The sequence below is a fragment of the Mesorhizobium sp. ISC25 genome (genome assembly GCF_042295465.1).
In the GTDB taxonomy this organism is placed as follows: domain Bacteria; phylum Pseudomonadota; class Alphaproteobacteria; order Rhizobiales; family Rhizobiaceae; genus Mesorhizobium.
Window position 1 is genome coordinate 5,660,091 of record NZ_CP135441.1, and the last position, 13,411, is coordinate 5,673,501.

13 protein-coding genes are annotated in these 13,411 nt (G+C 62.7%); 3 read left to right on the forward strand and 10 right to left on the reverse strand.

Translation table 11 applies throughout. From position 1 onward, the window contains the following. Positions 1-13: 13 nt before the first annotated feature. Genes RQ479_RS27885 through RQ479_RS27905 form a run of 5 tightly spaced genes read right to left on the reverse strand, consistent with a single transcriptional unit; the run spans position 14 to position 4,252 of the window. Positions 14-397, reverse strand: coding sequence for a hypothetical protein (locus RQ479_RS27885; RefSeq protein WP_376703143.1), 384 nt, complete (start codon positions 395-397; stop codon positions 14-16). 42 nt (positions 398-439) lie between these two features. Then, on the reverse strand, positions 440-1,420 hold the full coding sequence (locus RQ479_RS27890; RefSeq protein WP_376703144.1) for a hydroxyacid dehydrogenase: 981 nt from the start codon (positions 1,418-1,420) through the stop codon (positions 440-442). Position 1,421: 1 nt separating this feature from the next. Next, positions 1,422-2,138 (reverse strand): FadR/GntR family transcriptional regulator, encoded by a 717-nt coding sequence (locus RQ479_RS27895; protein ID WP_292661187.1) that lies wholly within the window; start codon positions 2,136-2,138, stop codon positions 1,422-1,424. 1 nt (position 2,139) lies between these two features. Next, on the reverse strand, positions 2,140-3,309 hold the full coding sequence (locus RQ479_RS27900; RefSeq protein WP_352469251.1) for a mandelate racemase/muconate lactonizing enzyme family protein: 1,170 nt from the start codon (positions 3,307-3,309) through the stop codon (positions 2,140-2,142). A gap of 55 nt (positions 3,310-3,364) precedes the next feature. Beyond that, positions 3,365-4,252 carry a sugar phosphate isomerase/epimerase gene (locus RQ479_RS27905; protein ID WP_352469252.1) on the reverse strand — a complete coding sequence of 296 codons (888 nt, stop codon included), beginning with the start codon at positions 4,250-4,252 and terminating at the stop codon, positions 3,365-3,367. A 392-nt stretch (positions 4,253-4,644) separates the two neighbouring features. Here RQ479_RS27905 and RQ479_RS27910 point away from each other — a divergent pair, with 392 nt between their 5' ends. The 3 genes from RQ479_RS27910 to RQ479_RS27920 all read left to right on the forward strand — a co-directional run bounded on the left by RQ479_RS27910 (position 4,645) and on the right by RQ479_RS27920 (position 8,117). Beyond that, entirely contained in the window at positions 4,645-5,700 is a 1,056-nt protein-coding gene (locus RQ479_RS27910; protein ID WP_352469253.1) for a sugar phosphate isomerase/epimerase, read from the forward strand. A 153-nt stretch (positions 5,701-5,853) separates the two neighbouring features. Next, entirely contained in the window at positions 5,854-7,041 is a 1,188-nt protein-coding gene (locus tag RQ479_RS27915) for a Gfo/Idh/MocA family protein (RefSeq protein ID WP_376703145.1), read from the forward strand. Between the two features lie 224 nt (positions 7,042-7,265). Further along, complete coding sequence (locus tag RQ479_RS27920) at positions 7,266-8,117, forward strand: sugar phosphate isomerase/epimerase family protein (RefSeq protein WP_376703146.1); 852 nt, start codon at positions 7,266-7,268, stop codon at positions 8,115-8,117. 25 nt (positions 8,118-8,142) lie between these two features. Here RQ479_RS27920 and phnE (RQ479_RS27925) read toward each other — a convergent pair whose 3' ends face one another. From phnE (RQ479_RS27925) to RQ479_RS27945, 5 genes are all read right to left on the reverse strand, one after another. After that, on the reverse strand, positions 8,143-9,510 hold the full coding sequence (phnE, locus tag RQ479_RS27925; protein ID WP_376703147.1) for a phosphonate ABC transporter, permease protein PhnE: 1,368 nt from the start codon (positions 9,508-9,510) through the stop codon (positions 8,143-8,145). Positions 9,511-9,512: 2 nt separating this feature from the next. Further along, positions 9,513-10,469 (reverse strand): phosphonate ABC transporter, permease protein PhnE, encoded by a 957-nt coding sequence (gene phnE / locus RQ479_RS27930; protein WP_292664869.1) that lies wholly within the window; start codon positions 10,467-10,469, stop codon positions 9,513-9,515. A gap of 166 nt (positions 10,470-10,635) precedes the next feature. Beyond that, the gene (phnD, locus tag RQ479_RS27935) at positions 10,636-11,544 is read right to left on the reverse strand and encodes a phosphonate ABC transporter substrate-binding protein (RefSeq protein WP_352469257.1); all 909 of its coding nucleotides are present in this window, start codon (positions 11,542-11,544) and stop codon (positions 10,636-10,638) included. 89 nt (positions 11,545-11,633) lie between these two features. After that, positions 11,634-12,482 (reverse strand): phosphonate ABC transporter ATP-binding protein, encoded by an 849-nt coding sequence (gene phnC, locus RQ479_RS27940; RefSeq protein ID WP_352469258.1) that lies wholly within the window; start codon positions 12,480-12,482, stop codon positions 11,634-11,636. A 168-nt stretch (positions 12,483-12,650) separates the two neighbouring features. Then, positions 12,651-13,361 (reverse strand): DUF1868 domain-containing protein, encoded by a 711-nt coding sequence (locus RQ479_RS27945; RefSeq protein ID WP_376703148.1) that lies wholly within the window; start codon positions 13,359-13,361, stop codon positions 12,651-12,653. Positions 13,362-13,411: the final 50 nt, after the last annotated feature.

A 13,411-nucleotide genomic window follows, 5' to 3' on the forward strand; every position in this document is an offset into this window, starting at 1 on the left:
AGGGTAGCGCGTGTCAGCGCGACGAGCAGTGGCCGCGTTCGCTGTCCTTGGCGGCGCGTTCGATGCTGGTGGCAACCAGCCAAGGCAGGGTGTACCGCTTGCCGTTGAAGGTCCGGGTGCGGTTCTCGATCGATCCGACAACAACGACCTTGCCGGCATAGAGCTTGTCCGAAAGATCGAGGGCCTTGTCTTGCTGCGGCAGGCGATCGATGTCGATTGAAACGCCTTTGATGAGCTTACCAGTAGCGAGGTCGAGTGCGCTGTTCGATGGACAGGGTGCCGCCACGCAGCGTATGCCGTTGTCGCAGAACACGTAGCTGCCCTGTCCGTTGGCGAAGGCTTGCGCCGTCGCCACGCAGAAGCAGGCGGTCAGCAGGAATTTTGTGACGTGTGCCATGCCGGTACCGTCGCCGGCGAATTCGGGAAAATTAGGGCGCTCTCAGAAATCGGCAGGGAACCGCCGCCGGTAGTGCTCGACCACTTCGGGGTTGCACAGATTGACCGGCAATCTGTTGGCCAGCACCAGCAAGGCTTCGCCAGCCGCGCCGACGCCCATGCGCATCATCGACTGCTCGGTAATCCCAGCCATGTGCGGGGTGACGATGACGTTGTCGAAGCCGAAATAAGGATGGTTGGGCGGTAGCGGTTGTGTTGCAAAGACATCGAGCGCGGCGCCGCCGATGCGGCCCTTCTGCAAGGCTTCGATAAGGGCGTCGTCGTCGATCACCGGCCCGCGCGAAACATTGATCAGCAGCGCATCCGGCTTCATCCGGTCAATGCGCTCCCGGCTGATCAGCCCCCGTGTTTCGGGCGTCAGCGGGCAGCACAGAACGATGATGTCGCTCTGCTCGATGAGTGCATCGATCGACAGGAAGCCGACCCTGTCCGGCGCCGGCCGCATGCTGCGCGTCGTCGCCACCACATTCAGATCGAACCCATGGGCCGCGATATGGCCAACCGCCTGGCCGATCGCGCCGAGGCCGACAATGCCGATCGTCTTGCCCGCTAGCTCACTGGCCACGACGGTGTGTTCGCGGCCGGCCAGCCAACCCTTCGCGCGCAAGTCGCGGTCCAACACACGAAAGCGCCTAAGCAGTGCCAGCGCCGCGAACATCACATATTCGGCGACGGATCGCGCGTTCACCCCCGGCACGTTCGCCACCAACACGCCGGCCGCATTGGCCGCTTCCATCGGTACCATGTCCAGCCCGGCGCCGTGGCGGATCGCGGCCCTGAGCTTCGACGTGCCTTCGAAAAGCGCCGCAGGCAAGGGAGCGCGAACGATGATGACATCGGCGTCCCTTGCCTCGGCGGCCAGCGTGTGCGCGTCGAGGGCGGAAGCAACGACGAGTTCGCCGGCCCCTGTCAGCATGGAAGAGGCACGGGGGTGCAGTCTGTGTGTCGACAGGATCTTGGGCATTTCAGGCCTTTTCGAGCGCTGGGCTTTCGGGTTCCGCCCCACGCCCCTCGATCAGCCCCTTCCAGTAGCTTTCCGCGCCTTGCAGGTGGGCGCTCATCAGCGCCTGGGCGAGATTGCCGTCGCGGCGCAGCAGCGCCTCGTAGATCTGGATATGCTCGGCATGGGAGCGCACGCTGCGTTCGGGATCGTTGAAATAGATCGGCAGGCGCAGCTCACCCATCATGTAGTAGACGCTGCAGATATTGTGGAAGACGCTGTTCTTGGTCGCCCGCACGATCTCGAGGTGGAACTCGCGGTCTTCCCGGGCAAGGCCTTCACCGGCGGCGATGCGATCCTCGGAGGCCTTCAGGATCTCGCGCAGCCGCTCGAAATTCTCCTCGGTGGCGCGTGAACAGGCAAGTTCGGCGGCCTTGATCTCGTGGATCTTGCGCAACTCGACCGTCTCGTAGATCTGGACGGGATCGAGCGGCAGGCCGGCGCGGGCGAACAGCGCCATCGCCTCGACGCTCGCCTGCTTCGTATCGATGTAGATGCCGGATTTCGCCCGTCGCTCGACGATGCGCATGGCCTCGAGAATGGCCAGCGCCTCGCGGATCTGGCCGCGGCTGACGCTGAAATGCTCTGCCAGTTCGCGCTCCGACGGCGTGCGGCCCGTCTCCTTGTCCGAATGGGAGAACAGATAGGCGGCGAGTTCCGCGAGAAGGTTCTTTTCTTTCATGTCAGCCGTGTTGCGCGTGCGCCTCCAGGAACCGCTCCGAAATGGTGAATCCCAGCCCGGGTCTATCAGGGATCGCTACCATACCGTCCTTTGCTTCGACAGTCTCTTCGATCAGATCGTGGATCATCGGGTTGGCGCCGAGCGAATATTCGACGGTGAAGCTCGCCGGCGAAGCAGCGCAGACATGCAGCCCGGCAAAGAAGCAGGGCGCACCCGCCCAAAGATGCGGCGCAAAGCGCAGATTGAAGGCGCTGGCGATGGTGCCGATTTTCATCGCCTCGCTGATTCCACCGCAAAAGGCCGGATCCGGCTGGAAGATATCGGCGGATTTGAGTATGGCGAGGTCGCGGAAGGCATAGCGCGTCGCCTCGCTTTCGCCGGTGGCGATCGGGATCGAGCCGCAGGCGCGCACCTCGGCCATGCCGGGCTTGTCGTCGGCGATCACCGGCTCCTCGAACCAGGCGAGATCGAGGTCGCCGGCGAGATGGATGAAGCGCTTGGCTTCGGCCACCGTGTAGGTGCCGTGCGCGTCGACCATCAGGTCGATATCGGGACCGAGCGCCTGTCTGGCGGCGCGGACGCGAGCGGCCGAGATATGTGGGGCGCCGTCCATGGCGCCGACGCGCATCTTCAGCGCCTTGAAGCCGCCCTTGGCGATGTAGGACTGCAGCTGGTCGCCGATGGCTTCCGCAGTGGCCCAGCCGCCGGAAGCATAGGCCGGCATGCGGTCCAGCTTGCGGCCGCCGAGCAGCCGCCAGACCGGAACGCCGAGCGATTTGCCAAGAATGTCCCACAATGCGATGTCGACCGCGCTGATGGCGGCGATGCTCATGCCCCGTCGTGCCAATTGCGGCATGGCATGGCCGGCGCGAGCGGCGCTGTCGTGGCGCGTGCCATTATAGAGCATCTCCCATATGACGCCGATGTCGGCCGGGTCGCGGCCGACCAGCTGCGGGCCGACCTCGTAGTTTAGCAAATGGACGAGAGCGCCGTAGCTGCCGGCGCTGCCGGCGGCATTCTTGCCTTCGCCCCAGCCGACCAGACCGTCGTCGGTTTCGATGCGCAGGATGGCGGCGTCGAATGTCGCCACCTGACCGAAGTCGCTGCGATGCTGCTTCGCGACTTCGATCGGTATGCGAACCCACCAGGCTTGGACCGTCTTGATGCGCATGTTCATCCTCGGCCCGGCCGCGGTGAGGCGGAAGGGCTTTTTCCAAACGGCTCGGCTACTTGATCAGCGGCAGCAGCGTTTCCGCATTGATGCGCATCTGGTCGGTGTAGAATTTTTCCGTGAGCACGCTGGAGCCGTGGTCCTGAATGAATTTCAGCTGCTCCGGCGAGATGTCGACGGGGTTGCGTTCGACCATGTCGGGATAGGGGGCAGCCGGCGTCCGGTCGACGGGGGCGACGAATTCGTTGGTCAGCGCGCCATCATAGCCGATCTCCTTCAGCGTGCCGACGATCTTCGGCCAGTCGATCTGCCCGAGGCCGGCGGCGAAGCGGTTGTTGTCGGCGACATGGAAGTCGTATAGGCGCTTGCCGACCTGCCGGATGGCGTCATAGACGTTAAATTCTTCCATGTGGATGTGGTAGGCGTCGAGGCAGACGCCGCATTCGGGGCTGACCGCATCGGCCAGCGCCAGTGCCTGGGCGCCGCGGTTGAACAGATAGGTTTCAAAGCGGTTGAGCGGCTCGACCGCGATCTTGACGCCGACCTTCTTGGCGTGGGTGAAGCATTCCCGGGTGGCGTCGACCACCCATTTCCATTCCTCTTCCTCGGTGCCGTCCGGCACCACCTTGCCGACGGTGGCGGGAACCAGCGTGATGATCTCGCCGTCGAGCTCGCTGACCATGGTCAGCACGTCCTTGACGTATTGCACGGAGCGCTCGCGCTGGCCCTGGTTCTTGGCGGCGAGATTGCGCTCGCCCAGCATCAGCGTCACCGCTCCCCAGCAGCGAATGCCGTGCTCCTTCAACAACGCGCGCGTCTCCTTGGGCTTGTATTGTTCGGGTTCGCCTGAAATCTCGATCGACTCATAGCCGAATTTCTTGATGCGCTTGAGCGTCGTTTCCAGCGGCTCCGCCCGCATCCAATTGTGTGTCGAAAGATGCATGGTCTATCCTTCCCAGAATCGCCTGTACCAGTCGCCTGCGGCGCACTCTGCCGAAGCCTGCCGCATGATTCCTCCCCAAGGCGTCCCAGCATTTTTTAGCAAACTGGTTCGACCAATTGGGCTTAATGGGAGGTCTACAGTAATTTTATCTGGACGGCAAGAAGTGCTGCCATCAAGCGTTGGCTCATGACTATGCTATTGATTATACTTAAACATGTGGCTTAACTCGGCATGGTTGCAGGGCTGCGGCAGCGCGTCAAACGGCTTGACCAGATTTCGGCATTTGGTAATACCAGAATAGCGGCGCCGAGCGCGCTGTGCAAAGAGACCAAAGAAGCTGGCCCTGTTTTCAATCGGCGCTATGCTTGGTCGTGAAACATAGGGAGATGCCGATGCCGACGACGATGAAGGGGCCTGGTCTGTTCCTGGCGCAGTTTGCGGGCGACGCCGCGCCGTTCAATTCGCTGGCCTCGATCACCAAATGGGCGGCTGGTCTGGGCTACAAGGGCGTGCAGATCCCGACATGGGACGCCCGACTGTTCGATCTCGAGAAGGCAGCCTCCTCCAGGGCCTATTGCGACGAGGTGAAGGGCGTCTGCGCCGATGCCGGCGTCGAGATCACCGAATTGTCGACGCATCTGCAGGGGCAGCTGGTGGCGGTGCATCCGGCCTATGATGCACAGTTCGACGGCTTCGCGCCGGCTGCGGTGCACAACAATCCAAAGGCCAGGCAGCAATGGGCGGTCGAACAGATGAAGTTCGCCGCCAAGGCGTCGAAGAATCTCGGGCTCAAGGCGTCGGTGTCGTTTTGCGGCGCGCTGGCTTTCCCATACCTCTACCCCTGGCCGCAGCGGCCGGCGGGATTGATCGAGGAAGCGTTTGCCGAACTCGGCAAACGCTGGAAGCCAATCCTCGACGTCTATGACGAGAACGGCGTCGATGTCGGCTACGAAATCCATCCGGGCGAGGACGTGTTCGACGGCGCGACGTTCGAGATGTTCCTCGATGCGGTCGGCGGCCACAAGCGCTGCAACATCAACTACGACCCGTCGCACTTCCTGCTGCAGCAGCTCGATTATCTCGAATTCATCGACATCTACCACGAGCGGATCAAGGCGTTCCACGTCAAGGATGCCGAGTTCAATCCGACCGGGCGGCAAGGCGTCTATTCCGGCTACCAGAGCTGGACCAACCGCGCCGGGCGTTTCCGCTCGCTCGGCGACGGGCAGGTGGATTTCGGCGGCATCTTCTCCAAGCTCACCCAATACAATTACGATTCATGGGCGGTGCTGGAATGGGAATGCTGCCTGAAGCACCCGGAGGATGGTGCGGCCGAAGGCGCTCCCTTCATCCAGCACCACATCATCAGGGTTACGGAAAAAGCGTTCGACGATTTCGCTGGCGGCACGACCGATAAAAAGGTGCTGCGCGGGATGATGGGGATCTAGCACAGATATCCCTCCCCCTCGAGGGGAGGGTGGCCCGGAGGGCCGGATGGGGTCGGTCCATGCCGAGCTTCATGCCCGGCGACCCCACCCCGACGCTACGCGTCGACCCTCCCCTTAAGGGGAGGGGTATCTCAGATAACGAGGGAGAAAATCGTGGTTGGCGCATCGAAGACGGAAACGGGAGGCGGTCCGATCCGCTACGGCATGGTTGGCGGCGGACAAGGCGCCTTTATCGGCGCGGTGCACCGCATCGCGGCGCGCATGGATAACGAGTTCGTGCTGGTTGCCGGCGCCTTGTCGTCGAATCCGGAGCGCGCCAAGGCCTCGGCGACCGAGCTTGGCCTCGATCCGGCACGCAGCTACGGCTCCTATGCCGAGATGGCGAAGGCAGAGGCCAAGCGGCCGGACGGCATCGAGGTGGTCGCCATCGTCACGCCGAACAATGTGCACGTGCCGGCCGCCAAGGCTTTTCTCGAGGCCGGCATCCACGTCATCTGCGACAAGCCGCTGGCGACGACGCTGGCCGAGGCAAAGAAGCTGGCGGCTCTGGTCGAAAAGACCGGCAAGCTGTTCGTGCTGACGCATAACTACACCGCCTATCCGATGATACGGCAGGCACGCGAGATGGTGGCCAAGGGGCAGCTCGGCGACATCCGCATCGTGCAGTCGGAATATCCGCAGGACTGGCTGACCGAAGATCTGGCCGCCACCGGTCAGAAGCAGGCTGCGTGGCGCTCAGACCCCAAGCAGGCCGGTGCCGGCGGTGCGCTGGGCGACATCGGCACGCATGCCTACAACCTTGCCCGTTTCGTCTCCGGGCTGGAGCTCGATTCGCTGTCGGCCGATCTCGATGCCTTCGTGCCGGGGCGGCTGCTCGACGACAACATCAATGTGCTGCTGCGCTTCAAGCCGGTCGGCGGGTCGCACCCGGCCAAGGGCATGATCTGGGCAAGCCAGGTGGCGCCCGGCCACGAGAACGGGTTGAAATTACGCATCTACGGCTCGAAGGGCGGGCTCGAATGGGTGCAGGCCGACCCGAACTATCTCTGGTATACGCCGTTCGGCCAGCCGAAGCAGTTGATCACCCGAAATGGCGCCGGCGCGCTTCCCGTCGCCGGGCGCGTGAGCCGCGTTCCGCCGGGCCATCCGGAAGGCTATCTCGAAGGCTTTGCCAATATCTACCAGGAGGCCGCGCGGGCCATTCGTGCGGCGCGCCGGAAGGGCGGCAAGCCGGCCAAGGATGTCGTCTTCCCGACCGTACAGGACGGCGTCGAAGGCATGGCGTTCATCGAGGCCTGCGTGAAGTCGTCGAAGAAGAATGGGGCGTGGACGAAACTCTGATCGCTGCGCCCGGTTCACGAGAAGTCCCCCCTCACCCGGACTGCCAGCCGAATTGCAAGGGCAATTCGGGGCATTCCAACCTCTCCCCGAGGGGAGAGGAGATCGCCAGCGTTGGCGTCTGCCACCTTCTCCAAGGAGAAGGTGGCCGCGAAGCGGCCGGATGAGGGGGCTTGTAGCGAAGTCGGCGGAGGAGCCGGCCGGCCGTGAATGGAGAGGGGGCGTCGATGAAAATCGGCATGTGCATGTTGTTGTGGACGACCAGTGTCTCGAAAAAACACGAGCCGTTGTTGAGGGACATCAAGGCGACCGGCTTCGACGGCGTCGAAATACCGGTCTTCTCCGGCACGCCGGACGGCTACAAGAAGCTCGGTGATCTGCTCGACCGTATCGGGCTGCAACGCACCGCGGTCTCGGCGATGGGCGATCCGGCGATGAACCTGATCTCGCCGTATGCCTCGACGCGCAAGGCCGGCATCGACTACATGAAGTCGGCGATCGACTGCGCTCAGGCGCTTGGCGCGAACACGTTGAGCGGCCCGCTGCATTCGACACTCGGGGCCTTCTCCGGCAGCGGGCCGACGGCGGCCGAGAAAAAACGTTCGATCGCTTCGCAACGCGCCATCGGTGACCATGCCGGCAACAAGGGTGTCACCATCGGGCTGGAGGCGCTCAACCGCTTCGAATGCTATCTGCTCAACACGATGGACGATTTGTCGGAGCATATCGACGCGATCGACCGGCCGCACATCAAGGCGATGTACGACACCTTCCATGCCAACATCGAAGAGGCCGACCCGATCGGCGCCTATACGCGCAACCGCAAGAACATCGTCCATATCCATATTTCGGAGAACGATCGCGGCGTGCCGGGCCGCGGCCACGTCCCCTGGAAGGAGACGTTCTCCGCCATCCGCAAGAGCGGCTATGACGATTGGCTGACGATCGAGGCGTTCGGCCGCTCGCTGAAGGATCTGGCCGCGGCCACCAAGGTGTGGCGCGACTTTTCCCAAGGCCCTGAAGCCGTCTACCGCGACGGCTACAAGCATATCAGGAATGGATGGAGGAAGGCGCCCTAACCGCACGCCTGCGCAACGCCATCCGTCAGCCCTGGCCGGCCTGGATCCGGTTGTAGTCGTGGATCGTCCTGCTCAAGCGGCGGCGCAGGAAATTGGAAATGTTGTCGAAGATGAAAACGACGAGCAGGACCAAGAGCACCATGTAGAAGACATTGGCCCAGTTGGAATTGGTGCGCATCGCCTCCCAGAGCTTCAGGCCGATGCCACCGGCACCGACGGCGCCGATGATCGTCGCGCCCCTGGTGTTGGATTCCCACTGATAGAGTGTCTGGCTGATGAAGACCGGGATCACTTCCGGCAGCACGCCATAGCGCTGCACCAGCAAGCCGTTGGCGCCGGTCGACTGGATGCCCTCGCGTGGCTTGTCGTCGATGTTCTCGAGGCCTTCCGAATAGACTTTGCCGAGCGTGCCGATCTCGGTGAAGAAAATCGCGGCGCTGCCGGCAAGCGGGCCCGGGCCGAAGGCGCGGGTGAAGAACAGCGCCCAGATCAGCATGTCGACCGAACGCATGAAATCGAAGAACCGCTTTAGCACCTGGCTAAGCAGGCCGCTCGGGGTGATGTTGCGGGCGGCGAAGAAGGCGAGCGGGAAGGCAACGATGCCGCCGAGCAAGGTGCCGAGAAACGCCATGACGATGGTCTGGAACAGCTTCGTCCAGACGTCGCCATGCTGCCATTGGGCGTTGTTCCAGATATTGTCGGCGGCCAGCGCAATGTTTGATGTGCCCGGCTTGAGCTGGGGTCCGGACATCAGCAACGAGACCACCTCGCCGGGCGACTTGCCGAAGAAGGGCGAGCGTGTGTCGAAGACGAAATTCGCCCAGCCGAGGAAGCGCTTGCGGACCTTGACGCGATCGGCGGTTATTCGGACCTCGCCGGCAAAGCCCATCCTGGCGACGATCTCATCGTCGTGCGCAGTGATCCACTCCGGCACCGGGCCGGATATTACCGGTTTGCCGCTGGTCAACGACACCGGCACCGCCTGGCCATTGGCGACAAGCGTCGCCTCGGCCTTGTCGAAGGTGACCGATTTGGCCCGGCCGTCGATCAGGACGGTGTAGGAACCGTTGGCATTGGTGATGACCCAATCGGGATGAGGGTCTTCGCCAAGTGCGGAAAACCGCGGGTATTTGGGCGTGATCTGAGGCTGGTCGAGACGGAATTCCGGCTGCAGATCGTAGCTGATCCATTGCGTCAGGAAGAGCGGCAGGCGCTCCCAGTGCGATTCCCTCAGCACTTGCGGCAGGCTGAAGAACCACAAGGCGTAGAGGAGGTAGAGCAGGATGCCGGTGAACAGGACCAGCGGGCCGAAGCGTTTGTACAGGGGCCGCCGGAACACTTGGGGAAAGCGCTCCTCGATCGCCTGCATCTCATCCGTCGTCAACGCGGCCATGCTCAGGCGCCCATCATGAATGCCTGTTCGCCGACGAGCTTGCGGCGTAGCCAGGCGGAAAACTGGTCGACGAGGAAGATCGTCGTGAACAGCAGCAGCACCAATGCCAGCGTCTTGGCGCCGAAACCGCGCGAGATGGAGAGCTTCAGTTCCTCGCCGATGCCGCCACCGCCGACCGCGCCGATAATGGTCGAGATGCGCACATTGATCTCGATCCTGAGCAGCGTGTAGGACATGAAATTGGGCAGCACCTGCGGCAGGCCGGCGAAGCGCACGCGCTCGAACCAGTTGGCGCCGACCGCGCGCAGGCCTTCTTCGGCGCGCATGTCGATGTTTTCGTTGATCTCGTAGAAGAGCTTGCCGAGGGCACCGATCGAATGCAGGCCGATGGCGATGATGGCCGCGACCGGGCCGGTCGAGAGGATGGCTGCGAACAGGCCGGCAATGACGATCTCCGGGAACGCGCGAAGCAGTTCCATGAAGCGCTTGACGACGAGCCTGAGCACCGGACTGGGTGTCAAGTTGCGCGCCGCGATGAAGGAGAAGGGCACCGCAAGGACGAAGCCGATGAAAGTGGAAACCAGCGCCACGTTAAGCGTGGTGAGCATCAGCTCGAAATATTCGGGTAGATAAAAGCCGCCCCAGAGATAGACGCGGCCAAGCGGGAAGTTGAACTCCTGGCTGCCCTTGTCGTGCGGCGATGCGATGTCGAACAGCGCCCGCCAGACGTCGTTCCAGTCCTTGGGAACAAGCCAACTAAGGAAATCCAGTATGTGCGGCAGCCGCTCGAAGAAATGTCCGGCATTGGCCTCGTCGGCGAACCACATGGCTGTGCACATGGCGACAAGCAGCAAGCCGATGCCGAGCGCCGTGTAGAACCTGCGCAAGGACGTCTGGCGTCGCCAGGCGTCTGCTGCCTGCCGGACCGCGTCTGAACGAATTGTAGCGGCGAAGGTCATACGGGGTCACGAGGGGACACGCAAAAAGGGCGGCGACCGCATCGGCCTGAAAGTCGAAGTTCGACTTTCGGAAAGCACGATGCGGCATCTAAGTGTTAGAGCGTACTTTGTGCGTCCAAGTGGACGCACGTCGCTCTAATGGACGCCGCCCTTTCCGCAATTGTCGTCAGCCGCCGATCGCGGCTTTGCGGGCTTCGACGATGACGCTGTAGAAGTCCGGCTTCACCGGAACGTAGCCGGTGAAATCGCCGCCTTCGATGGCCTCGAAGCAGGGCTTGTCCTTGGCCGGCAGGCTGGTGAAGAAGTTGGCGAGCTTGGCGGTCATATCGCCGCCGAGCGCGGTGCGCACGACCAGCGGGCCGTTCGGGATCAGGCCAGAACGCCAGACTTCGACGAAGTCGTTGGGGTCGACGGCGCCCTTGGCGACTTCCTTGTGGAAGGTGCCGGAAGTATAGCCGTTCTTGAAGTCGCCGATGCCCGAGGAGTCGTCAACCGCTACGTCGACCTTGCCGTCGCGGACGGCGAGAAGGTTGTTCTCGTGACCGCCATTGAACTGCGTCGAGGCGAAGAAGGTTTCGTTCGAAGCGCCGGTGTCCTTCGGGATCTGGGTCAGCGGGATCAGGTAGCCGGAGGTCGAATCCGGGTCGGCATAGCCGAGCTTCTTGCCCTTTGCCGACTTGATGTCGGTGATGCCGGACGACTTCAGCGCCAGGCCAATCGAATAATAACCGGTCGCGCCGTCGGTCTGCTGGGTGGTGAGGATCGGGGTGACGGCGTTCGGATCCTTGAGATAGACGCTGGCATAGCCTGACGCGCCAAGCTCGGCGAAATCGAGCGTGCCGCCGAGCAGGCCCTGGATGACGCCATCATAGTCGGCAGCCGGGAACAGCGAGACCTTTTCGAAACCGAATTCGGTCTTCAGATGATCGGCGAGGCACTGAAAGTTGCGCAGCCGGTCCGCTTCGTTCTCGCCGCCGAGAATGCCGACGCGGAATTCCTTGATATCCTGGGCGTGAGCAGCACTTGCTGCGATGGCGAGCAATGAAACCGCGCCGAAAACCATCTTCCTGAACATTATCTCTCTCCTATTGGTCCCGGCCTCGCGCCGGTAGCGTTCGAATTTTTGACGAGTGCCTTTGACGCGGGCGAGCGATCAGGCCGTTCTCAGTAACCAGGAAACGCTGGCTCGAGCGGTCCGGCGGATGCAGCGATCTTCTGTTTGACGGCGACACTGGTCGAGGTGATGGCCTCGGAGATTTCGGCGCCATTGCTGTCGGCGCCGTAGACCATGCGCACGGCCTCGCGGTTGAGGTCTTCGGGCGGGCCGTCGAAGACCACCTTGCCGGCGGCCATGCCGACGATGCGGTTGCAATAGTTGCGGGCCGTATCAAGCGTATGGAGATTTGTGATGACGGTGATGCCTTCGCGCAAATTGATGTCCTGCAGCGAATCCATCACCACCTTGGCGTTGAGCGGATCGAGCGAGGCAATCGGCTCGTCGGCCAGCAGCACCTTTGGCTGCTGCATCATGGCGCGCGCAATCGCAACGCGCTGCTGCTGGCCGCCGGAAAGCGTGCCAGCAGGCTGCAGCGCGGTGCGGGCGATGTCGAGGCGCTCGAGGGCTGCAACGGCCTCGGCGCATTCGCCGCGGGAAAACATGCCGAACAGGTTGGACAGTGTCGAGCGGTGGTTGAGCCGGCCGAGCAGCACATTGGTCAGCACGTCGAGGCGCGGCACCAGATTGAACTGCTGGAAGATCATGGCGCAGTCACGCTGCCAACGCCGGAGCGGCGAGCCGCGCAACCCGGAGACCTCGATGCCGTCGAACAGGATGGATCCCTGGCTGGGATCGATGAGGCGGTTGATCATGCGCAGAAGCGTCGATTTGCCGGCGCCGGAGCGGCCGATGATGCCGACCATCTGGCCTTGCGGAATGGAGATGTGAACATTGCTGACGGCGGTGTTCTTGCCGAACCGTCGGGTGACGCCGCGGATTTCGAGCGTAGCTGACATGGTGCAGGCTCCAGTCCAGTCGCAATTGAAGGTCTGTTAACTCTCGCTAGCGCAGCCGCATGAACCTGCGGTGTCGGATTGATGTCAGTTTTGTTACCGCCCACAGGCACGTCGAGCGGGGGAAGGGAGTTCATCCAAACCGCTGCTGTCCGGGCGGCGTGCATGGGATCAGCCGAGCACCAGCAGCTCCTCGAAATGCTCCATGTCCCTGAAGCTGCAGAAGGCGGGTGGCCGCAGCTCGATCACCGGAGCCTGCCGGGCAAACAGCGAGAGGCAATCGTCGAACAGATCCCGCCACGCGGATGCCCTTTCGTCGTCGAGACGACGGATCTGGTAGGCGAAAGTGATGTGGAAGACGTAAGCATCGTGGTCAGGGTGCCGGTATCCGAACGGCACCGACAAGGCATCGCGCCAGGCGTTCATGATGCGCACGTCCTCATCGGTTGCGCCGGCAACGGTCAAGCCGGTCGGCACGACATCGACGACCTTGATCTTGAAGGCGCTGCGGCCTTCGAAGCCGTTCAAGCGTTCCCGATAGAGGCGGGTCATGGCGTCAATGCTGGTGTCGAGCGGCACGTCCTGCGGCCAGTAGGGAAGGCGGCGGCGATGTTCGATGATGCCCTGGAAGAGCGTCATGTGCAGGCTGGAAACCGTAGTGAAAGCAAGCCGATCGGCGTCTGGCATTGCGCGCATCTGCTCGCGAACGTCGATGACCGCCGCTTCCGAGGCGGCACCGCCGGCAAGATGGCAGACCACAGTGTTGCCGGGCTCGAAGAGAAAATTTCCCGCAGTGTCGTAGCGCGTGCCTAGATGCAGCGGAGGGGCCGGATTCGAGCCCGCAAAGAATCCGGAGAGTGACGGTTTGATGGAAACAGGCATTGCGATCTCCAGAGGAAGAGACCGCGTCCTGTCCGAGTCATGTGTCAGGG

Bases quoted from the DNA above. Each gene is read 5' to 3' on its own strand.
- RQ479_RS27885 (WP_376703143.1), bottom strand. From the start codon at position 397: ATGGCACACGTCACAAAATTCCTGCTGACCGCCTGCTTCTGCGTGGCG.
- RQ479_RS27890 (WP_376703144.1), bottom strand. From the start codon at position 1,420: ATGCCCAAGATCCTGTCGACACACAGACTGCACCCCCGTGCCTCTTCC.
- RQ479_RS27895 (WP_292661187.1), bottom strand. From the start codon at position 2,138: ATGAAAGAAAAGAACCTTCTCGCGGAACTCGCCGCCTATCTGTTCTCC.
- RQ479_RS27900 (WP_352469251.1), bottom strand. From the start codon at position 3,309: ATGCGCATCAAGACGGTCCAAGCCTGGTGGGTTCGCATACCGATCGAA.
- RQ479_RS27905 (WP_352469252.1), bottom strand. From the start codon at position 4,252: ATGCATCTTTCGACACACAATTGGATGCGGGCGGAGCCGCTGGAAACG.
- RQ479_RS27910 (WP_352469253.1), top strand. From the start codon at position 4,645: ATGCCGACGACGATGAAGGGGCCTGGTCTGTTCCTGGCGCAGTTTGCG.
- RQ479_RS27920 (WP_376703146.1), top strand. From the start codon at position 7,266: ATGAAAATCGGCATGTGCATGTTGTTGTGGACGACCAGTGTCTCGAAA.
- phnE (WP_376703147.1), bottom strand. From the start codon at position 9,510: ATGGCCGCGTTGACGACGGATGAGATGCAGGCGATCGAGGAGCGCTTT.
- phnE (WP_292664869.1), bottom strand. From the start codon at position 10,469: ATGACCTTCGCCGCTACAATTCGTTCAGACGCGGTCCGGCAGGCAGCA.
- phnD (WP_352469257.1), bottom strand. From the start codon at position 11,544: ATGTTCAGGAAGATGGTTTTCGGCGCGGTTTCATTGCTCGCCATCGCA.
- phnC (WP_352469258.1), bottom strand. From the start codon at position 12,482: ATGTCAGCTACGCTCGAAATCCGCGGCGTCACCCGACGGTTCGGCAAG.
- RQ479_RS27945 (WP_376703148.1), bottom strand. From the start codon at position 13,361: ATGCCTGTTTCCATCAAACCGTCACTCTCCGGATTCTTTGCGGGCTCG.